This is a genomic window from Pseudomonas mohnii (assembly GCF_900105115.1).
GTDB classification, from domain to species: domain Bacteria; phylum Pseudomonadota; class Gammaproteobacteria; order Pseudomonadales; family Pseudomonadaceae; genus Aquipseudomonas; species Aquipseudomonas mohnii.
This window is the reverse complement of the sequence record NZ_FNRV01000001.1, coordinates 6,407,881-6,428,662: the sequence shown is the minus strand read 5'-3', so window position 1 is coordinate 6,428,662 and position 20,782 is coordinate 6,407,881. Positions and strand designations below refer to the sequence as shown.

Below are 20,782 nucleotides of genomic sequence, written 5' to 3'. Positions count from 1 at the left end.
CCAAACCGTCCCTGGTTCGTGCTCGCGAAAACTGGCGGGCACACTAGCAAGGCAAAAAACAGATGAATGTAGGAAGCATCCTTAAAGTCGGAAGGAAGCTTCCTATACAAAAATCTCCGTTTAGAAAAAAACCACGTTTACCGTGGTTTTGGTGAATTAAGATTTTGCGCCTTCGGCAGTTCCTTGGGAATTGCGAAGTTGGAGGTATCCGGGAATCTACGCCGATGCCTTGGGCAAACGATGATCGGCAAAAAACGCCTTGCCCTTGCCGATGCGATCGGATGCCTTGGGCATATTCACCGCTTGGGTATCCTGGGCATCGACGTACCAGTAACAATGACTGACGGCCCGGGTAATGCCGACATATGCCAACCGCAGGATTTCGTCTTTCTGCGCGTTGTCATAGGGCTCGCTGTCACCGGCCTTGCCCAGGCCCGCCATGCGGTAGACCTGATTCTTGTACGGTGAGCTGGTCAGGTGCTGACAGTCGCCGAGCAGGAATACGGCATCAGCCTGCAAGCCCTTGGCGCTGTGGTAGGTCAGTTGCTTGAGGCGCCGAGTTTCATACGGCAAGCTAGAATCAACATTAACTACAGACTGAATATGCTTTTCTATCAATAACTTATCGCTACTTTTTCGATAAAGCATCAAGATTGAATCGCCCTTGCGGTAGTGATCCATGAGACACGCCGCCATGGCCTGGTCATCACGATCAAGCACCTGGACGGGCCACAAGTCCTTGGGCTCGCCGCTGGCCTTGGCCTTTTTGCCCGGAATCGCTGGCGCGGCACGAACGATGTGTTCGGCGGCGTCGATGATGTGTTGGTGACTACGATAGTTGTCGCTGAGCATGACCCTGGTGGTGCCTGGCGACGAGAATTCCTTGTTGAACTCCATGAAATAGCTCGGTGAGCTACCGCGCCAACCGTAGATCGACTGCCAGTCGTCTCCCACGCAGAGCAAGGACGAGCGCTGCGCTCCGCGCCCCACATGCATGGCCGGCCCACGACGGCGGATCTCGGCCAGGCTGGCGCGAATCCAGGAGACAATTTGCGGCGATACGTCCTGAAATTCGTCGATCATTAAATGTGACAAGGGTCGCAGCAGCTCATCGCTGAGCAGTTTCAGGTTTTCCGGGGAATGTTCGCTGAACAAGGCAAACATTCGGTTGTAGGTCATGATCGGCGGTTTCTGGTCGAGCAAATGGTCTTCCAGCGCACGCCAGTACAGACTCAATGCCTCGAAGAAAAACCGGTCCGGGTCGTCCTTGGCAAAGCTCATCTGGCTGACTGCGTTCGGCACATCCAGGCCGAGGTTCTCGATAAACCCGGCTGCGGCGACAAAGCAGTCCAGCAACGGCGCGGAAGCAAGCTCACCCTTGACCTTGTAATCAAAACCCGGCCCGGCACTGGCGTCACCGGCCAACGAGGCCAACACACGTTTGGATGATTCGTAACTATCAAGCCAAATCAATGGTTTACGACAGAAAGCTTGAAACAGTGTGCGCTTTACTGCCCATTCCGCACGAACCGTCAATTTGGCGTTCGGACGGCTGACCTGGGGGTTTTCCCCAGGATCGAAGCCCAGCATCACCCAGGCGTCCAGGGACGGAATGTAGCCATGGCAATGGAAAGTCGAGCCGTTGATCTCGAAGGTCTGGCGATTCGGCTCAATGCCTTTGATCGGCCAGGCGCGCGCCCTGAACCACAAGTCTTCCACCGTGTCGCACAGTTCTTCGTCACGCTTGGCAGCCAGTTCGGTCACCGCCATGCGTTTTTGCACATCAGGGTGATCACGCTCCAGCTCCTTGAGCTGCAGGGCGTGGCGCGACAGCGGCTTGATCAATTCGCGAAAACGCTCGTCGCGCGTATGCAAGGCATGAAAACAGGCGTTCAGTTGCTGGCGCTGGGCGTCATTGATGCGCAGGTCAAATGGATTGCTGTCAGCGTCCTCCTCGCCGTTTTGTGCACGATGACTGAGGTTCTCAAAGGCTTGCAGGCGTTCGAAGCCTGGCAAACTGCGGACCATCGGCAGGATCCGCGAGTGGAAGGTCCGTACCAGATCGCGAGCGTCCTTGAAGGTGAGCGAACGCCCCCAGAGAGCAAACAGTTCGATCAACTTGTTGATGAAGTCCTTGCGTGACTCTCGGGTGAAGGTCACCACGGTCATCGAGCTCAGCTCGAAGCCCAGATAATGGCTCAGCAGCACGATCCGCAGCACCAGAGTCGTCGACTTGCCCGCGCCCGCGCCGGCGATCACCGAAGTGGTCGGTGTGTCGCTGAAGATCATTTTCCACTGGGCCGCGCTGGGCTGGGCATGAGGCGCAAGCAGTCGCGCGACATCGGCCTTCATGCGCTTCTTCACCTCGGCGTTCAGCGGCAAACGCCAATCGTCGAACAAGTGATCGTCGATAGTGGGGGGACGATGTTCGGTCGAGCGCGAGTCGCGAATCAGCAGGACCTGTCGCCCCTCTTCCAAGCCTTCGAGCTTGCCTTCCTTATAGCCGTAATCCACTCCCGCCATGTGCCCGCTGCGGAAGCCGTCAGCCTGACCGTGCAGCCAGGATGCTCGGTGTTGCGCGCGCAACCGCGTCAAGCCGTGACCAAAGAATCGGGCGGCCAGGCGCTTGAGCAGCGGCATCTCGGCCAGAGGACGTAGTTCAGGCGGAAGATCGGGGGTGTGTTGCGGCACGCGGACGGACTCCAGGGTGTGAGGCTGTTGAGGGCTATGGTGTCTGCATTTGCCGTCGAGTTCTAGTGAATTGCTTATGACTCATTAGCTTATGCGATGAACTGAAGGTGAGATGAGAATGTTTTGAGGGTCGAACTTATCAGCCATTTCGATTGTTATGCGGCATTTTTTACGCTTTTTATCGATGCTTGCCTGATGGATGATGCCCGTCATCAACCACCGGTCTCGCTTCATGGCCCAGGCCTGCCGCCCCATGACGAACCTTTCAGGAGACGATCATGCTTGAACTCAGACCTTTTAACTCGCTCGGTGGCGCTCACCACGGCTGGTTGGATGCCCATCACCATTTTTCGTTCGCCGAGTACCATGACCCCAAACGCATGAACTGGGGCAACCTGAGGGTCTGGAACGACGACGTAATCGCCCCTGGCACCGGTTTCCCGCAACATCCACATCGCGACATGGAAATCATCACCTATGTCCGTGAAGGGGCCATTAGCCACCAGGATAACCTTGGAAACAAAGGTCGCACTGAAGCCGGTGACGTACAGGTCATGAGCGCTGGCACCGGGATTGCCCACAGCGAGTACAACCTGGAAGCGACGCCCACCAAGATCTTCCAGATCTGGATCATTCCCAACGAATCCGGCCTGGCGCCGTCCTGGGGCGCCAAGCCGTTCCCTAAAGGCCAGCGTGAAGGTTTCGTGACCCTGGCCAGCGGCAAGGTTGGCGACGATCAAAGCTTGCGCATCCGTGCCGATGCACGGCTGGTGGCGGCCAACCTCAAGGCCGGCGAAACCGCTGAATATCACCTGGAGAACGGTCGTCGCGCCTACCTGGTGCCAGCAACGGGCATCATTGAAATCAATGGCTTGCGCGCACAAGCTCGAGATGGTGTTGCGGTCGCGCAAGAATCCGTATTGCGGGTAACGGCCATCGAGGACAGCGAAATCGTGTTGGTGGATCTGGCTTGATCCAATAAACGCCGGGCAAAAAAAGGGGCGACCGTGATGGTTGCCCCTTTTTTATTTTCTGCCTGTCCATTTGTGGTGAGGGGGCTTTCCCCCTCACCACAGGTCCCTCAATCACTTGGCGGAGATGGCGCCATCCACCAACGTTTGAGCTTCGGCCACCAATTGCTTGAGGTGTTCGTCGCTGACAAAGCTTTCCGCGTAGATCTTGTAGATGTCTTCCGTGCCCGACGGACGCGCCGCGAACCAGCCGTTCTCGGTCATGACCTTCAGGCCGCCGATGGCCTGGTCGTTCCCCGGAGCGTGGCTGAGGATGCTCTGGATCACCTCGCCCGCCAGTTCGGTGGAAGTCACCTGCGCCGGAGACAGCTTGCTCAACAGGGCTTTCTGTTCCGGGTTGGCCTTGGCATCGACCCGCACCGAGAACGGTTCGCCCAGTTCATCGGTCAAGGCACGGTAGGCCTGGCTTGGATCGCGACCCGTGCGAGCAGTCATTTCTGCCGCCAACAGGGCCGGGATCAGGCCATCCTTGTCGGTGCTCCAGACGCCACCGTCCTTGCGCAGGAACGAGGCACCGGCGCTTTCTTCGCCGCCAAAGCCCAGAGAACCGTCGAACAGACCATCGGCAAACCATTTGAAACCAACCGGCACTTCGTACAGGCGACGGCCCAGGCGCTTGGCCACGCGATCGATCAAGCCACTGCTGACCACGGTTTTACCCACGGCGGCATCGGCACGCCATAGCGGGCGGTTCTGGAACAGGTAGTCGATCGAGACCGCGAGGTAATTGTTCGGCGCCAGCAGGCCGCCGGACGGCGTGACGATGCCATGGCGGTCGTGATCCGGATCGCACGCGAAGGCCACATCGAAACGTTCTTTGAGGCCGATCAGGCCCTGCATCGCGTAGCTGGACGATGGGTCCATGCGAATCTGACCATCCCAGTCGACGGTCATGAAGCGGAAGGTCGAATCGACCTGTTTGTTCACCACCTCCAGGTCCAGACGGTAGTGTTCGGCAATCGCCGACCAGTAGCGCACCCCTGCTCCACCCAGCGGATCGACACCCAGACGCAGCTTGGCGTCGCGGATGGCATCGAAGTCGATCACGTTGATCAGATCGGCGACATAGGTATTGAGGTAGTCATGACGATGGGTGGTGCTGGCCTTCAGTGCCTGTTCGTAACTGATGCGCTTGACGCCGGCCAGCTTGTTGGCCAGCAGCTCGTTGGCCTTGGCTTCGATCCACTTGGTGATGTGCGTATCGGCCGGGCCACCATTGGTCGGGTTGTATTTGTAGCCACCGCTTTGCGGTGGGTTGTGGGACGGCGTGATGACGATACCGTCGGCAAGCCCCGAAGTGCGTCCGCGGTTGTAGCAGAGAATCGCGTGGGAAATCGCCGGGGTCGGCGTGTATTCGTCGCCTTCGGCGATCATTACCGTCACGCCATTGGCGGCGAGCACTTCAAGGGCGCTGGCACCGGCCGGGGTGGAGAGCGCGTGGGTGTCGATGCCGACAAACAGCGGGCCATCGATGCCTTGGGCTTCGCGATACAGGCAGATCGCCTGGCTGATCGCCAGGACGTGCCATTCGTTGAAACTCAGGTCGAACGAGCTGCCCCGGTGCCCGGACGTGCCGAAGGCGACGCGCTGGGTGGAGATCGAGGCGTCAGGCTGGCCCGTGTAATAAGCCGTTACCAGTCGCGGGATGTCGACCAACAGTTCTGCCGGTGCCGGTTTACCCGCAAAAGGACTGAGTGTCATGCAAAACCTCTGGAATAGAGTGGTTCAGGGATAGGAGCGCAGTTTACTGGCAGTTTGACCATAGTGCGATGGGATCGATCCATCAGTGTGGCTGATGTTTTGCCGCCCTGCTCACTCGATCGCTTCCAGGCGCAAAGCGTCCCCCAGCAAGCCCAGCGCTTCCGCCAGGTCCTGTTCGCCACCAAAGGTGTGGCTCAAACGCAGATGTTGTGCGTGCAGCCCCTGGAGGCTGAACAGCTCTCCTGGCGCAATCACCACTTGGTGCTTGAGCAGGCGTTGAAAAACCCGGCGCACATCGACCCGGCGCGACGAGTTCACCCAGATGGTTGCACCACCGTGCGGCTCGACGAACTGCAACGCATCGCCCATCCGCTCCTGCAGCAGCTGGGTCATCTGCGTCTTGCTGTCCTTGAGCCGCCGTCGCAGTACCTGTAGATGCTGATCCACGCGTCCATTGCCGTACAGACGGGCAATGGCTTTCTGGCGGATCGGCGAAAGACGGAAGGTGCGCAACAGAAAATGCCGCTGCAACTCGTCTCTCAGATGGCGTGAAAGCAGATAACCGTAGGGCGCTTCGGGGCCGATGATTTTTTCGAAGGTGGAAAACACGATCAATCGCTCGACAGGCAACAGGTCGCGAAAGCGCACGCCCTCCGGTTCGAAACCCAGTTCACCGTAACAATCGTTTTCCAGAACCTGGCAGTCATACCGCTCCAGCAGTTGCGCGACGGCTTGGCGGTTGTGATCCGGGGCCCGGCTGCCTCGGGGCATGTTCAGGCCGGAGGACACCATGACCAACCGCACCGATTCGGTTTCGAGCAGGTCCTTCAGACGCTGGATATCCAGCTCGCCGTCAGCCAGCACCGGCCATTCGATCACCCGCACGCACGCCTCCTGAAGCAAGCGCAACAGCGCCCAGTCGCACGGCGACTCGACCACTACCGTGGCGTCCCTGAGGCACAACACGGTGATCAGGATTTCCAGCACGCCCCGAAGATCGGCGCCGATGTAAACATCATCGGCGTGCCAGCACCGCACCGGCGATGAGGTGTAGCGCGCGGCCAGGGCGGTGCGCAATTCCAGTTCGCCACAGGGTTGTGACGACGGTTGCGGCTGGCGTGGATATTGGCGCAGCAGCTCTCTTTCCAACAGCAACAACGGGCTGTCGAGTGACTGTAGCGATGCGGGCTCGTCGGCGCTCAGGTTCAGCGTGCCAGGGCGTCGCGCATTGCTGTAGACCATTTCCAGCAGGTCGTCGCCACTGTAGAGCGTGCTGATGGAAGGCACCGGCATTGCGTAATAACCGGATTTGGCCAACGAGTAGACGCGCCCTTCCTTCTCCAGCAGCGAGTAGGCGTATTGAATGGTCGAGATCGATACGTTCAGGCGCTGGGCCAGTTGACGCAACGATGGCAGGCGAACGCGCGCATCAGTAGCATGCTCGCTGATCAGGCTGGTCAGATAGCGGTACACCGCCTGATAAGCAAAATCCGTTTCCCGCGGCCCTTTCATGGGAGATGGCCGATGATGAGGCGTCTGAAGCTCACTTTCACCGACCCGCCGACCGTTCACTCGTCACGGGGTCGGCGTTTTCGCTGCCCTCAATGTGCGACGGCGTGTCGGCACCTGCCGACTCGCCCGCCCAGCCCTCATGGGCGGATACCGATCTCATGTGGTACAGCTTGCCGATCAGGCTGACCGGCAAGCCGCTGACATCAACCATCCATTGCATGACCTGCTCGGCGACCGGTTGCCCCTGCATGGCCCGGTGCAGGTCGGGCATGGCCACGAGCATGCCGGGGTGGCACTGACGCAGGAAGCGCTCAAGGTTTGCGCCACTGTCGACGAAAGGCGCAAACAGCAGACACAGCAGTTGTGCCTCGCTCAAGCCAAGATTGCGCTGGATCTCGGCCGCCGTACGTGCGCGTTGCTCAGCCAGTGTCGCCGGGTTGCCGAAGGCTTCCACCGCCTGCTCGCACAGGCGCTCCGGCAGTTGTTTGCGGCGCATCATCACCAAGGTGCGCTGCAGGTATCGGGCGACGCCCTCCTCATAGGTTTGCCCCTGCACGAAGCAGGCTTGCAGCCCTCGAACGTGCGCCAGAACATCAAGACTCACGTATTCATTGTCGCTGAGCTGAGTCGACAACTCGTCCGCCTGGAAACCGAGAAACTCGGTCAACAATGGCCAACGGTCTTCCAGATTGTTGACCAGAATGTCGTGAATATTGATGAACGCGGTACGCCGACAGGTTTCAAACTGATCGGCCGGACGCCAGGGTGCCTGGCCGTGCTCGCCATATAACGCGCGGAAGCAGTCGCCTCCCAATTCGTCCAGCAAAGCGAACAGGCCGTCGTAACCCGGCTGGACATGGCTCAATGGCTCAAGTCCGGCTTTCGCGATGGCACGTCTCAACCCTTCGATAAATTGCTTCTGTTGGCGAAGCGCGTCGCCGCTGACCAAAGCATCGACGCCATGGTTCCAGCGGGCAATTTGCCCATAGAACTCGCCGGTGGCCAGATAGCCGTCATCCCATAGATCAAGCGGCTGATCCCATACACGACGATGGCCAATCATCAACTGGTTCATTCGATGGGACTCGCGCCCGGCCCTGGACGTCGGTGCCACGTGATCGAACGGCAGGACTTCCCTGTTATCGACCATCAGCACTTCGACCCGTGGATCGTCAAAGACGAACAACGCGCTGCACGTCCGATGAATGTTTTCCAGCGCCGTCGTGCTGGTGCTGTTCAAGCGCAAGGTGGCCACTCGCAGCTGGAATGTCGCCGGGGACCGGGTGGCGATCGTCAATTGCGCGGCGCGCAGCATCGCCAGGGTGTAGCAACTGTCACGGGAGCCGGACTGGATCGCCAGCACCTTGAAGTCCGCTATTTGATCCATACCGCCAGCCGCCACTGCCAGGCGCTGGATCAACAACTGCAACGCAGTTCGTTCGGCACGGGAAAAAAAACCCAGCAGGCGCTGCAACACTTGTTGATAGACATAGTTCATCGCTTGATCATGGATGCTGGTCATTTTTATTTACCTGATGCTCATAAGTTCGATATCGCGCAACAACTGCATGCACAGCGCAAGGAATTGTCTGGAGATGATTTAGTTACGGAACATGATTGCCAAATGTTAGCACTTAAGTTTTCTGGCCAAGATTTGAACGGTTTGGACGTTACCAACGTGTTGAATAGCGTCTGCGCTGAGGAAACGCCCGGCTGGCAAGGTTTCTTCCGTTTGCGCTCGACGTCCTAGGAAGTTTCCGACAGAGCCCCACAGACGCGTAATACAAAAAATAAAGAAAGAAGTTGCCCGCGATTGTTCGGTAACGGCGTAACAGCCCACTCTTTTTTGGATATGTATTAGTGCTGCATAGCGAAAAGTATCGATCTGATACCTGACCATGACTCATTCCTTGAGATGAAAGTAATCATTCAATTATCAGGGCTTAGATGCTGATTAGAAGCTACAGATCGAGAGCAAAAACCAGTTCAGTTGCTGAACCGGCCCGTCGGCAGGCCGATGAGGTGTCTCATGGCACAAGGTGCCGACAGTAAAAAGTCCGTGCAAGCACGGACTTTTTGGGGGGATCAGGCCGGTTCGACCTGTAGCGCAACCCGCTCGCGGCATGGGCATTCGTCCATGTAGCGGTGTGCTTCGACAAACTCGGAAAACGGGAAGACCCGAGTCTTGAGTGGCAATACCACGCGGTCAGCGGTCAGCTGGTTAATGTCGCGCAAGGCACGGTGCAATGCCACCTGATCCTGGATGATGCCCAGTTCCGGCTTGCCGGTGAAGTTGCCGATGCAGTGCACAAAGAACTGAATGTTCTTCTGGAACGCTGCGCAGGCCGGGAATGGCGTCTGGTTGCCCCCTTGCAGGCCATACAGGACCAGGCTGCCCCGAGGCGCCAGTACATCGCCAAGCAGCGACATCTGCGGCCCACCCAAGCCATCGAACACCACATCCACACCACGGTTGTCGGTGATCTTGTTGATCCGCATCAACAGATCTTCTTCCTCGGTGACGATCACTTTCTCGGCACCCAGCGACAGCAGGTATTCACGTTCATCCGCAGTTTTGGTCGCCGCGATCACCCGTACGCCCAGGGCTTTGCCCAGTTGTACAAACGATGGGCCGGCGCAGTGACTGGCGTCGGTAACCAGCGCAAATTGCCCGGGTTTGACCCGCGCCAGATCGACATAAGCGAAATAGGCGATCAGCAGCGGTGTGTAGTGCACACTCGCTTCAATCGGGCTGAGTACGTCGGGATAGCGGGTCAGTGATGTGCGCGGCAGCACGATCAGCTCGCCGTAGACCGGGTAGTCGTTGGGGCTTTCGGCCGGAAAACTGGCGACCTTGTCACCGACTGCCAGGTCATCGACACCTTCACCGACAGCGGTGACGATACCCGCCATTTCCTGGCCAAGGCCGGACGGCAGACGGGCGTGGGACGGCGCCAGGTTCTGGCGCCACAGCGTGTCGTACCAACTGATCCCAATGGCTTCGACGCGCACCTGCACTTCACCCGGTGCAGGCAGAGACGCCGCATGCTCTTCGCATTTGAGCACCTCGGCTGGACCAAACTTGTGAAAACGGATCGTGCGGGACATCGCAAACCTCGCCAGTTAAACCTCTAATGCCCTGAACTCTAGCTGGGCTTTTAGCCCAAGACTATCAGTGGCTATTAATAGTCGACATGCCTGTCATTGATTCCGCCGCAGCGCCAACATTCTCAAATGTCGTAGGAAACCGAAGCCATCCTTGTAGGAAAACTGAATTACTCGGTGCAGAGTACCAGCCTTTCCCCGTAATATTCTCGCTGGCCATTGTTCTCATATGGCTGCACACGTCAAGTTTGCTGACTCTGCCAGGACTCCAGATGAATCGTAATGACCTGCGTCGTGTCGACCTGAACCTGTTAATCGTATTCGAAACATTGATGCACGAGCGCAGCGTGACTCGCGCTGCCGAGAAACTGTTCCTCGGCCAACCTGCCATCAGCGCGGCGCTTTCGCGCCTGCGCGGGCTGTTTGATGATCCGCTGTTTGTGCGCACCGGCCGCAGCATGGAGCCGTCCGCCCGGGCCGTGGAGATCTTCGCCCTGCTCTCGCCAGCGCTGGATTCAATTTCCACCGCAGTCAGCCGTGCGGCCGAGTTCGATCCGGCCACCAGTACCGCTGTGTTTCGCATCGGGCTGTCGGACGACGTTGAATTTGCCTTGCTGCCCATGTTGCTCAAGCGGCTGCGCGCCGAATCCCCGGGGATCGTCCTGGTGGTGCGACGAGTCAACTACATCCTGATGCCGGGACTGTTGGCATCCGGCGAAATTTCCATCGGTGTCAGCTACACCACCGATTTGCCGGCGAACGCCAAACGCAAAGTACTGCGCCGCAGCCAGCCCAAGTTGCTGCGGGCCGACACTGTGCCGGGGCCTTTGAGCCTGGATGATTACTGCGCGCGGCCCCATGCGCTGGTGTCGTTCGCGGGCGATCTCAGCGGCTTCATTGATGAAGAACTGGAAAAGCTCGGGCGCAAACGTCACGTGGTACTGGCCGTCCCGCAGTTCAACGGCTTGAGCACCCTCCTCTCCGGCACCGACATTGTGGCGACCGTGCCGGACTATACAGCCGACGCGCTGACCGCCGCAGGCGGTGTGCGGGCCGAAGATCCGCCGCTGCCAGTGCGCAGCTTCGAATTGCACATGGCATGGCGTGGGTCGCAGGACAACGATCCGGGCGAGCGCTGGTTGCGGTCGCGGATTCAGATGTTTTTCGGGGATCCCGATAGTCTCTAGGGGTCGTCTAACAGGTTGTTCAGCTGATCATTTTTGCCTTTCCACAAACCATGGAGCTCCAATCACTTCCAGTGGATTGCTACACCGGGGGCACATCTGAGGTCAAGCAGGCTATTGATGAGGATGGGGGCACTGAGCGAGATATAAGACCCCTAACTATCACGACGTGCGGACTGGAGAATATGTGCACGCGTTGGAGGCTTGAGACATTAGTGGATGAGTCAAGGTCGCATCAGTGGCTCTCCACCGATCCATTTTTTACAGGGTTATAGAAGAGCTTGAGCGGCGGAATCTGCATCTTCCAGCCCTGAACCTCCAAAACCCAAAAAACAGCCGATGCAGATATCAGATGGCGTGCGATGTCACGTCCGACCCTAGGTCACTTCCTGACGCGGGGCGCGGCCCAGCGACCAACCAAAATTCATGCCCGCCGCCGCCAGCAGGATCGCGCTCGCGCCAAGCACTTGCAGGGCGCTGAGCGGATGGGCGAAGGCAACCCAGTCGACGAGAATGGCGACGATCGGATAGATGAACGACAGTGCGCCGACCAACGCCGTGGGGATTTTCTGGATGGCGCTGTACAGCAGGGTCGACATGAGCCCGGTATGGACCAGGCCGATAATGATCAGATATGTCCAGGCGCCCTCGGCTGTATCGACCCTGCTGAAATCCACGAACGGGGCCAGGACCAGCACGCCTACCACCATCTGGATCAGCACGATCAGGTGCGCGGGCAAGTCCTTGAGGCGCTTGGTAATCGCCGCCGCCACGGCGTAGAAAAAGGCCGAAGCCAGGGCCAGGCAGACGCCGAGCACGTAGTCGGCGCCGGTGGCCTGCCCACTGCCCTTGGCGGACACGATCAACATCAGCCCAGCGAAGGCCAACAGCAGCCAGCCAACCTTGGCGGCGCTGAGGCGTTCAGCGAAAAACAGCACACCCAGACCGACCAGCATGAACGGCTGAACGTGGTAGACCACCGTGGCAATGGCGATAGAGGAATGTTTGTAGGCACTGAATAGCAGCACCCAGTTAAGGATCAGCGCCACCCCGCCCAGGCACACCAGAATGAACTGCCGGGCGGTGATCAGGGAGCGGCGCAGCACCCCAAGCACCAGGCATGTGACCAGCATCGCCATGGCGCCGAACAAGCAACGCCAGAACACCACGGCCTCAGGGCCCTGCCCCGACATGATGACGAACCAGCCCACCGTGCCGGAGATGACCATGGCCGAAATCAATTCGAGCGTCCCACGGGTTTGCGACTTCATCACTCACTGCTTCCTTGCCGTCGACATTGCCGTAACCTAAGCCGCCGTTCGCAGGGGTTGGTTCGGCAAACGAACTTTATAATGAACTAATGACCACTATAATGAACAGGACACCCAAGAGCGTCAACCACTTAAGGATGATCTATAAAACAAATGACCGATATAACGAACGACCTACCAAAAAGTCATCCGAGCCGAATCGATCTGCTGGCGCTTTCAATCAAACGCGAACGCTTGGCCGCCGGGCTTTCCTTGACCGAGTTGGCGAAGCGCGCCGGGGTGGCAAAGTCGACCTTGTCTCAATTAGAGTCGGGAATCGGTAACCCCAGCATCGAAACCTTGTGGTCGCTGGCGATGGCAATGGGGTTGCAAGTCACCCGGTTCTTCGAGCAACCCCAACAGCCGTTACGGGTGATTCGCGCCAACGAGGGCATGACCACCTATGCCGAGACTGCTAATTACGCAGCGACACTGCTTGCCGATTGCCCGGCGGGAGTACAGCGCGACATCTACCGGCTCAAGGTGCAGCCCGGTGAAGTTCGGCTGTCTCAGCCTCACCCACCGGGAACCGTAGAGCACGTGGTGTTGTGCAGTGGCAGCGCCCGTATTGGCCCGGCGAGCGGACCTGTGTTGCTGAACGCAGGCGACTACATCAGCTACCTGGCGAATGTGCCTCACGTGTTCGAAGCACTCGAGGCGGACACTACTGCGGTGATGGTGATAGAGCATTCCTAAGGTAGGCGCCATGGACACGCCAAATGTTGAATCGCCCTGCATTTCCTGGACGCGCTGACAGCGACTGGCGATGCCCCTGACTCCAATGTGGAGTTAACAGTAACCATTAGAACCCTAATGGACTTCTGCCAGCTCTCGCCGTTTTCGTTCGTGTCTCACGAGCGACTTGGGGGTAAAAGTGGGGGGCAATATTGGTGTCATATTTGACAATTTTCTGCCTGAAAATATTGTTCTAGAGCCTGGTCAAAATGTTCTTCGCGGATCCGGACAGTCTGGCTTGAGTGCTTTGTGAAGGCATTCAGCGCCATCGCTGCTAGCCAGCGATGGTCGCGACCAGGTTGCCAACCAGACCATTGCGTAGGCGGCAACACACAAATGCCATCAACCGGGTTGATCCAGTCTGGATATAAGGCGCAGGCTAGAGAGCTCGCCGGGCCTCTCCCATCATTCCGAATGATAGTTATCTTCGCCCCGTTCGATTCGTCCGCTCCAACCCTGCCGCGCATCATTCGCCAATCTCAATACATTGGCGGATGCATCCATGGAACAATCACTCAAACATTTGCGCTTCCCGTTGGCCGTGTTGGCCGTAGTGGTGATGAGCGCCTGCGGCAAAGCTCCACAAACCGCGGCCACGATGCCGGCGGCCAAGGTCAGCGTGGCCAAGGTGCTGGAGCAACCGGTCAACGAGTGGGACGAATTCACCGGGCGCCTTGAAGCCCCGGAAACCGTAGAAATTCGTCCACGGGTCTCCGGCCAGATCGATGACGTGGCCTTTACCGAGGGCGCCCTGGTCAAGAAAGGCGACCTGCTGTTCCAGATCGATCCCCGTCCGTTCCAGGCCGAGGTCCGCCGCCTCGAAGCCCTGGTCGCCCAGGCTCGCGCCAACGCCACCCGCAGCGAAAACGAAGCCCAGCGCGGTGAACGCCTGCGCACCAGCAATGCCATCTCCGCTGAACTGGCCGATTCGCGTACCAGCGCCGCTCAAGAATCCCGCGCCGCCGTCGGCGCGCTTCAGGCGCAACTGGACCTGGCCAAACTGAACCTGAGTTTCACCCGCGTCACCGCGCCCATCAGCGGTCGCGTCAGCCGCGCGGAAATCACCGCCGGCAACCTGGTGACCGCCGATACCACCGCGCTGACCAGCGTGGTTTCCACCGACAAGGTCTACGCCTACTTCGACGCTGACGAGCGTGTGTTCCTCAAGTACACCCAGCTCGCCCGCCAGGGCAAACGTGGCGCCGCCACCCCGGTTTACATGGGCCTGTCCAACGAAGACGGCAACCCGCACCTGGGCCAGATGAACTTCGTCGACAACCAGGTCAACCCGAAAACCGGCACCATCCGTGGTCGCGCCGTCTTCGACAACAGCGACGGCAGCTACACCCCGGGCCTCTATGCGCGCCTGAAACTGGTCGGCAGCGGCACCTACAACGCCATGCTGATCAACGATGAAGCCGTCGGCACTGACCTGGGCAAGAAGTTCGTGCTGGTGATGGATGCCGACAATAAAACCGCCTACCGCGCGGTCGAGCTGGGCCCGAAAATCGAAGGCTTGCGCATCGTGCGCAACGGTTTGAACAAGGACGACACCATCATCGTCAAGGGTCTGCAACGGGTACGTCCCGGCTCGCCAGTCACCCCTGAAGTGATCCCGATGGCCAGCGAGCAAACCCTCGCGGCCCTGGCACAACAACGTCAAGCGCTGGAAGCCAGCAACCTGCCCCAAGTCGCACCTGTCAAGGTCGCGCCGGGTACGGCTGTGAAGCTGGCTGCTGCGACTCCACGCGGTTAAGGGATAACGACTCCGATGAATTTTTCCCAATTCTTCATTTCACGGCCGATCTTCGCAGCGGTGCTGTCGCTGCTGATCCTGATCGCCGGCGCGATATCGCTGTTCCAGCTGCCGATCAGCGAATACCCGGAAGTGGTGCCACCGACCGTCGTGGTCCGCGCCAACTTCCCCGGTGCCAACCCCAAAGTCATCGGTGAAACCGTGGCCGCTCCACTGGAGCAAGCCATCACCGGCGTCGAGAACATGCTGTACATGTCCTCGCAGTCGACCGCCGACGGCAAGATCACCCTGACCATCACCTTCGCCCTGGGTACCGACCTGGACAACGCGCAGGTGCAGGTCCAGAACCGTGTGACCCGGACCGAGCCCAAACTTCCCGAAGAAGTGACGCGCATCGGTATCACCGTGGACAAGGCGTCGCCCGACCTGACCATGGTCGTGCACTTGACCTCGCCGGACAAACGCTACGACATGCTGTACCTGTCCAACTACGCCTTGCTCAACATCAAGGATGAGCTGGCGCGCCTGGGCGGTGTCGGTGATGTGCAATTGTTCGGCATGGGCGATTACTCGCTGCGGGTCTGGCTCGATCCGAACAAGACCGCCTCGCGCAACCTGACCGCAACCGACGTGGTCACTGCGATCCGCGAACAGAACCGTCAGGTCGCCGCCGGTGCACTGGGTGCGCCGCCTGCACCGAACGCCACCGCGTTCCAGCTGTCGGTCAACACCCAGGGTCGCCTGGTGTCCGAAGAAGAGTTCGAGAACATCATCATTCGCTCCGGCGACAACGGTGAAATCACGCGCCTGAAAGACATTGCGCGCGTCGAGCTGGGCTCCAGTCAGTACGCCCTGCGTTCGCAACTCAACAACCAGCCGGCGGTAGCGATCCCGATCTTCCAGCGTCCAGGCTCCAACGCCATCGAGATCTCCAACGAAGTACGCGACAAGATGGCGGAGCTGAAGAAGAGCTTCCCCGAAGGCATGGATTTCAGCATCGTCTATGACCCGACGATCTTCGTGCGCGGCTCCATCGAGGCGGTGGTTCACACCCTCTTCGAAGCGCTGATCCTCGTGGTGCTGGTGGTGATCCTGTTCCTGCAAACCTGGCGCGCCTCGATCATTCCGTTGGTGGCGGTGCCGGTGTCGCTGATCGGTACGTTTGCCGTGATGCACTTGTTCGGCTTTTCGTTGAACGCCCTGTCATTGTTCGGCCTGGTACTGGCAATCGGTATCGTGGTGGACGACGCGATCGTGGTGGTGGAGAACGTCGAACGCAACATCGAACTGGGCCTCAATCCGGTCGAAGCGACCAAGCGTGCCATGCGTGAAGTGACCGGACCAATCATCGCCACGGCACTGGTGCTGTGTGCGGTGTTTATCCCGGCGGCCTTCATTTCCGGGTTAACTGGCCAGTTCTACAAGCAGTTCGCCCTGACCATCGCGATTTCCACGGTGATCTCGGCCTTCAACTCCCTGACCCTGTCGCCCGCCCTGGCTGCGGTCCTGTTGAAAGGCCATGATGCGCCGAAAGACCGCTTCTCCAAACTCCTGGACAAGGTATTCGGTGGCTGGCTGTTCCGTCCCTTCAACCGTTTCTTTGAAAAGGCCAGCCATGGCTATGTCGGCACCGTTGGCCGTGTGATCCGCAGCAGCGGCATCGCCCTGTTGCTGTACGCGGGCCTGATGGTCCTGACGTTCTTCGGTTTCTCCAGCACCCCGACCGGTTTCGTCCCGGCGCAGGACAAGCAATACCTGGTGGCGTTTGCCCAGCTGCCGGACGCTGCAAGCCTGGATCGCACCGATGAAGTGATCCAGCAGATGTCCGAGATTGCCCTCAAGCAACCTGGCGTCGCCAACTCGGTAGCCTTCCCTGGCCTGTCGATCAACGGTTTCACCAACAGCCCCAACGCCGGCATCGTGTTCACCCCGCTCAAGCCGTTTGACGAGCGCAAGGACCCAAGCGAATCGGCGGGTGCCATTGCGGCCGCGCTGAACGCCAAGTTCGCCGACATCCAGGGTGCCTACATTGCGATCTTCCCGCCGCCGCCGGTACAGGGCCTGGGCACGATCGGTGGTTTCCGCCTGCAAATCGAAGACCGGGGCAACCTGGGCTACGACGAGCTGTATAAGCAAACCATGAACATCATTGCCAAGAGCCACAGCGTTCCGGAACTGGCCAACCTGTTCACCAGCTACACCGTGAACGTGCCGCAGGTCGATGCCGCCATCGACCGGGAAAAAGCCAAGACCCACGGCGTGGCCGTCAGCGACATCTTCGACACCCTGCAGATCTACCTGGGTTCGCTGTATGCCAACGACTTCAACCGCTTTGGTCGCACCTATCAGGTCAACGTTCAGGCAGAGCAGCAGTTCCGTCTTGAACCGGACCAGATCGGTCAGCTGAAAGTACGCAACAACAAAGGCGAGATGATCCCGCTGGCGACCTTCATCAAGGTCAGCGACACCTCGGGCCCGGACCGCGTGATGCACTACAACGGCTTCATCACCGCTGAAATCAACGGTGCCGCTGCCCCCGGCTACAGCTCCGGCCAGGCCGAAAAAGCCATCGAGAAACTGCTCAAGGAAGAACTTCCGAACGGCATGACCTACGAATGGACCGACCTGACCTACCAGCAGATTCTGTCCGGCAACACCGCGCTGTTCGTGTTCCCGCTCTGCGTACTGCTGGCGTTCCTGGTGCTCGCGGCGCAGTACGAAAGCTGGAGCCTGCCACTGGCGGTGATCCTGATCGTACCGATGACCCTGCTGTCGGCCATCACCGGGGTGATTGTGTCCGGTGGCGACAACAACATCTTCACCCAGATCGGCCTGATCGTACTGGTGGGTCTGGCCTGTAAGAACGCGATCCTGATCGTCGAGTTCGCCAAGGATAAACAGCTGGAAGGTCTCAACCCGCTGGCCGCGGTACTGGAAGCCTGCCGCCTGCGTCTGCGGCCGATCCTGATGACCTCCTTCGCGTTCATCATGGGTGTGGTGCCACTGGTGTTCTCCAGCGGTGCCGGTGCCGAAATGCGTCACGCCATGGGTGTGGCGGTGTTCTCCGGGATGCTCGGGGTGACCTTCTTCGGTCTGTTGCTGACGCCGGTGTTCTACGTACTGATTCGCAACTTTGTCGAGCGCGGTGAGGCACGAAAAGCCGCCAAGGCGCTGAAACTGGAAAAGCCGCTGGAGTCGCATTCATGAGTTTGAAAGCCTTCCTGCCGAGTCTCCTGGTACTGGCGCTGAGCGCCTGTGCCGTGGGCCCGGACTACAAGACCCCGGCCACTGAGGCGGCCCATATCACCACCGCCACCGATGGCGCGGCCGGTCAGAAGAACTTCGACCGCTCCCGTTTCGAAGGCATCTGGTGGCAGCAATTCGAGGACCCGACCCTCAACCAGTTGGTGACCGAGTCCCTGAAGGGCAACCGCGACTTGCGCGTCGCCTTCGCCCGCTGGAAAGCGGCGCGGGCGATACGCGATGACGTCAGCAATGACGCCATGCCGACCATTACCAGCCGGGTCAGCAGTGACCTGGCCAAGGGCCAGATTCCCGGCCAGACCACCGACCGGGTCAACAGCGAACGCTATGACCTGGGCCTGGACATGGCCTGGGAGATCGACCTGTTTGGCCGCATCCAGCGCAACCTGGAATCGGCCAACGCCGAGCAACAAGCGGTCGAGGCCGATCTGTATCAACTGCAAGTCACGATGATTGCCGAACTGGTGGACTCCTACGGCCAACTGCGCGGCGCGCAACTGCGGGAGAAAATCGCCCTGGCCAACCTGGAGAACCAGCAGGAGTCGCGCAAGATCACCATCAGCCTGCGTGATGCCGGCGTCGGCGATCAACTCGACGTGGAACGCGCCGATGCTCGACTGGCGTCGGTCGAAGCCAGCGTGCCGCAATTGCAGGCCGAACAGGTTCGGCAGAAAAACCGCATTGCTACCCTGCTCGGTCAACGCCCGGACAAGTTGAGCGTCGACTTGAGCCCGAAAAACTTGCCGGCCATTGCCAAGGCGTTGCCCATTGGTGATCCGGGTGAACTGCTGCAACGTCGCCCGGACATTCGTAGCGCCGAACGCAAACTGGCCTCGGCCACGGCGCGCATCGGCGTGGCCAAGGCTGATCTGTTCCCGCAGGTCAGCCTCAGCGGCTTCCTTGGCTTCACCGCCGGACGGGGTTCGCAGATCGGTTCCTCGGCAGCCAACGCCTGGGCGCTTGGCCCGAGCATCACCTGGGCAGCGTTCGATCTGGGCAGCGTCAAGGCTCGCTTGCGCGGTGCCGACGCCGACGCGGAAGGCGCCTTGGCGAGCTACGAGCAGCAAGTCTTGCTGGCCCTGGAAGAATCGGAAAACGCCTTCAGCGACTACGGCAAACGCCAACAACGGTTGATCTCGCTGATTCGCCAGAGCGAATCGAGCCGCTCCGCTGCCGACCTCGCCGAGATCCGCTACCGCGAAGGCACCGCCGATTTCCTGGTGTTGCTCGATGCCCAGCGTGAGCGCCTGGCGGCCGAAGACACCCAGGCCCAGGCCGAAGTCGACCTGTATCGCGGCATCGTCGCGATCTACAAGGCGCTCGGCGGTGGCTGGCAGCCGGAAACGGTCGCCAGCAACTAAACTTTTTCAAGCGCTCCTTTGGTTGGCCGCAACCAACCAATTCCTTTGCCCTGCGTCTCATTCGGTCGCGGGGCTTTTTTTTGCTTTTCAGGCACTCCCGGGAAACGCCGATAACGCGCCACCTGCAAGCGCCTGCCCCACGGGGTCCAGTGGGGTTCGCAAGGGCAGCGTTAGTCTTGAGATTTGGGGTTTTCCTCGACGGTGACGGTGGCCGTGGTTCCCGCTCGCAGTTTGTCTTTACCGGCGTAACCCTCGTCAATCCTGATCCGCACCGGCACCCTTTGCGCCAGCTTGACCCAGGTGTAGCTGGGGTTGATGTTGGCCAGTAGCCGACCACCGGGCAGGTTCTCCCGGTCGGCAATGGCGAAGGCAATGCTTTGCACCGTGCCGCCGAATTTTTCGCCGCTCATCAATTCAATGTCGACCCGGTCGCCCTCGCCGATTCGCGGCAACTTGGTTTCTTCGAAGTAGCCGCTGACATAAAAGCTGTCGCTGTCCACCAGCGCCAACAGTGGACCACCCACCGTTGCATAGTCTCCCTGGCGAGTCAGCAGGTTGGTGACGTAGCCACTGACTGGCGATTCCACGCGCGTGCGCTGCAGATCCAGTTCGGCCTGGGTCAATGCCGCAATCGCCAGTTGCACGTTGGCCTGGGCCAATCCCAGATTGGCCAGGTTTCGCAGCAAATCAGCCTGGGCCACCGAGACTTCGGTGTTGGATTTTTCCCATTCCTCGCCCGAGATGGCGGAGCGTTCCTTAAGTGTGCGCCGGCGCCGCTCTTCGCTCTGGCGCTGGCGTAACAGCGCCTGGCTGGAGACGATGGTCGCTTCAGACTGCCCCAGCGACGCTTTCGCCACCTCCACGGAGCGTCTGGCATGTTCAACCGCCAGGGAATAGCGCGCCGGATCGATCTCCAGCAACAACTGGCCTTTGTCCACGTGCTGGTTATCCTGCACGCCGAGGCTGACGATGCGCCCCGAAACATCGGCGGACAGGGTCACCACATCGGCACGCACCCGGGCGTCGCGGGTCCAGGGGGCGCGGGTGTAATGCTCCCAGGCAAACCAGCCAAGGACGAACGCCAGCACGACCACGGCCACGGTCGTCAGGTGCGAAAGGATCTTCTTCAAGG

Annotated in this window: 14 protein-coding genes; 7 read left to right on the top strand and 7 right to left on the bottom strand. The window is 59.6% G+C overall.

Going from position 1 to position 20,782, the window contains the following annotated elements:
* Positions 1 to 216: 216 nt before the first annotated feature.
* Positions 217 to 2,691, bottom strand: a complete 2,475-nt coding sequence (locus tag BLV61_RS29885) for a UvrD-helicase domain-containing protein (protein ID WP_090469568.1) — start codon at positions 2,689 to 2,691, stop codon at positions 217 to 219.
* Between the two features lie 278 nt (positions 2,692 to 2,969).
* Between BLV61_RS29885 and BLV61_RS29880 the strand changes: the two genes are divergently transcribed.
* Positions 2,970 to 3,665: a pirin family protein gene (locus BLV61_RS29880; RefSeq protein WP_090469564.1), complete on the top strand. Its 696-nt coding sequence runs from the start codon at positions 2,970 to 2,972 to the stop codon at positions 3,663 to 3,665.
* Between the two features lie 111 nt (positions 3,666 to 3,776).
* Here BLV61_RS29880 and pgm read toward each other — a convergent pair whose 3' ends face one another.
* From pgm to BLV61_RS29865, 3 genes are all read right to left on the bottom strand, one after another.
* Entirely contained in the window at positions 3,777 to 5,423 is a 1,647-nt protein-coding gene (gene pgm / locus BLV61_RS29875; RefSeq protein WP_090469561.1) for a phosphoglucomutase (alpha-D-glucose-1,6-bisphosphate-dependent), read from the bottom strand.
* Between the two features lie 111 nt (positions 5,424 to 5,534).
* Complete coding sequence (locus BLV61_RS29870; protein WP_090469557.1) at positions 5,535 to 6,935, bottom strand: aminotransferase-like domain-containing protein; 1,401 nt, start codon at positions 6,933 to 6,935, stop codon at positions 5,535 to 5,537.
* Positions 6,936 to 6,972: 37 nt separating this feature from the next.
* On the bottom strand, positions 6,973 to 8,457 hold the full coding sequence (locus BLV61_RS29865) for a hypothetical protein (protein ID WP_090469554.1): 1,485 nt from the start codon (positions 8,455 to 8,457) through the stop codon (positions 6,973 to 6,975).
* Here BLV61_RS29865 and BLV61_RS31210 point away from each other — a divergent pair.
* A complete protein-coding gene (locus tag BLV61_RS31210; protein WP_139213666.1) occupies positions 8,443 to 8,685 on the top strand; it encodes a hypothetical protein in 243 nt (80 codons plus the stop codon). The two genes, BLV61_RS29865 and BLV61_RS31210, sit on opposite strands and share 15 nt — an antisense overlap.
* Before the next feature lie 335 nt (positions 8,686 to 9,020).
* Here BLV61_RS31210 and BLV61_RS29855 read toward each other — a convergent pair whose 3' ends face one another.
* Positions 9,021 to 10,043, bottom strand: coding sequence for a zinc-dependent alcohol dehydrogenase family protein (locus BLV61_RS29855; protein WP_047528683.1), 1,023 nt, complete (start codon positions 10,041 to 10,043; stop codon positions 9,021 to 9,023).
* A gap of 269 nt (positions 10,044 to 10,312) precedes the next feature.
* Here BLV61_RS29855 and BLV61_RS29850 point away from each other — a divergent pair, with 269 nt between their 5' ends.
* Positions 10,313 to 11,227, top strand: a complete 915-nt coding sequence (locus BLV61_RS29850) for a LysR family transcriptional regulator (RefSeq protein ID WP_047528682.1) — start codon at positions 10,313 to 10,315, stop codon at positions 11,225 to 11,227.
* 374 nt (positions 11,228 to 11,601) lie between these two features.
* Here the strand turns inward: BLV61_RS29850 and BLV61_RS29845 are convergent, their stop codons facing one another.
* Entirely contained in the window at positions 11,602 to 12,495 is an 894-nt protein-coding gene (locus BLV61_RS29845; RefSeq protein WP_090469551.1) for a DMT family transporter, read from the bottom strand.
* Between the two features lie 153 nt (positions 12,496 to 12,648).
* On the opposite strand from BLV61_RS29845, the gene BLV61_RS29840 reads away from it, so the two are divergent.
* The 4 genes from BLV61_RS29840 to BLV61_RS29825 all read left to right on the top strand — a co-directional run bounded on the left by BLV61_RS29840 (position 12,649) and on the right by BLV61_RS29825 (position 19,650).
* A complete protein-coding gene (locus BLV61_RS29840) occupies positions 12,649 to 13,230 on the top strand; it encodes a helix-turn-helix domain-containing protein (RefSeq protein WP_090469548.1) in 582 nt (193 codons plus the stop codon).
* Between the two features lie 541 nt (positions 13,231 to 13,771).
* A complete protein-coding gene (gene mexE / locus BLV61_RS29835; protein WP_047528679.1) occupies positions 13,772 to 15,025 on the top strand; it encodes a multidrug efflux RND transporter periplasmic adaptor subunit MexE in 1,254 nt (417 codons plus the stop codon).
* 15 nt (positions 15,026 to 15,040) lie between these two features.
* Positions 15,041 to 18,232: an efflux RND transporter permease subunit gene (locus BLV61_RS29830; protein WP_047528678.1), complete on the top strand. Its 3,192-nt coding sequence runs from the start codon at positions 15,041 to 15,043 to the stop codon at positions 18,230 to 18,232.
* On the top strand, positions 18,229 to 19,650 hold the full coding sequence (locus BLV61_RS29825; protein ID WP_090469546.1) for an efflux transporter outer membrane subunit: 1,422 nt from the start codon (positions 18,229 to 18,231) through the stop codon (positions 19,648 to 19,650). The genes BLV61_RS29830 and BLV61_RS29825 overlap by 4 nt, the downstream gene beginning before the upstream one ends.
* A 170-nt stretch (positions 19,651 to 19,820) precedes the next feature.
* On the opposite strand, the gene BLV61_RS29820 is transcribed toward BLV61_RS29825, so the two are convergent.
* On the bottom strand, positions 19,821 to 20,780 hold the full coding sequence (locus BLV61_RS29820) for an HlyD family secretion protein (protein ID WP_090469543.1): 960 nt from the start codon (positions 20,778 to 20,780) through the stop codon (positions 19,821 to 19,823).
* Positions 20,781 to 20,782: the final 2 nt, after the last annotated feature.

Bases quoted from the DNA above. Each gene is read 5' to 3' on its own strand.
- BLV61_RS29880 (WP_090469564.1), top strand. From the start codon at position 2,970: ATGCTTGAACTCAGACCTTTTAACTCGCTCGGTGGCGCTCACCACGGC.
- pgm (WP_090469561.1), bottom strand. From the start codon at position 5,423: ATGACACTCAGTCCTTTTGCGGGTAAACCGGCACCGGCAGAACTGTTG.
- BLV61_RS29870 (WP_090469557.1), bottom strand. From the start codon at position 6,935: ATGAAAGGGCCGCGGGAAACGGATTTTGCTTATCAGGCGGTGTACCGC.
- BLV61_RS31210 (WP_139213666.1), top strand. From the start codon at position 8,443: ATGGATGCTGGTCATTTTTATTTACCTGATGCTCATAAGTTCGATATC.
- BLV61_RS29865 (WP_090469554.1), bottom strand. From the start codon at position 8,457: ATGACCAGCATCCATGATCAAGCGATGAACTATGTCTATCAACAAGTG.
- BLV61_RS29855 (WP_047528683.1), bottom strand. From the start codon at position 10,043: ATGTCCCGCACGATCCGTTTTCACAAGTTTGGTCCAGCCGAGGTGCTC.
- BLV61_RS29850 (WP_047528682.1), top strand. From the start codon at position 10,313: ATGAATCGTAATGACCTGCGTCGTGTCGACCTGAACCTGTTAATCGTA.
- BLV61_RS29845 (WP_090469551.1), bottom strand. From the start codon at position 12,495: ATGAAGTCGCAAACCCGTGGGACGCTCGAATTGATTTCGGCCATGGTC.
- BLV61_RS29840 (WP_090469548.1), top strand. From the start codon at position 12,649: ATGACCGATATAACGAACGACCTACCAAAAAGTCATCCGAGCCGAATC.
- mexE (WP_047528679.1), top strand. From the start codon at position 13,772: ATGGAACAATCACTCAAACATTTGCGCTTCCCGTTGGCCGTGTTGGCC.
- BLV61_RS29830 (WP_047528678.1), top strand. From the start codon at position 15,041: ATGAATTTTTCCCAATTCTTCATTTCACGGCCGATCTTCGCAGCGGTG.
- BLV61_RS29825 (WP_090469546.1), top strand. From the start codon at position 18,229: ATGAGTTTGAAAGCCTTCCTGCCGAGTCTCCTGGTACTGGCGCTGAGC.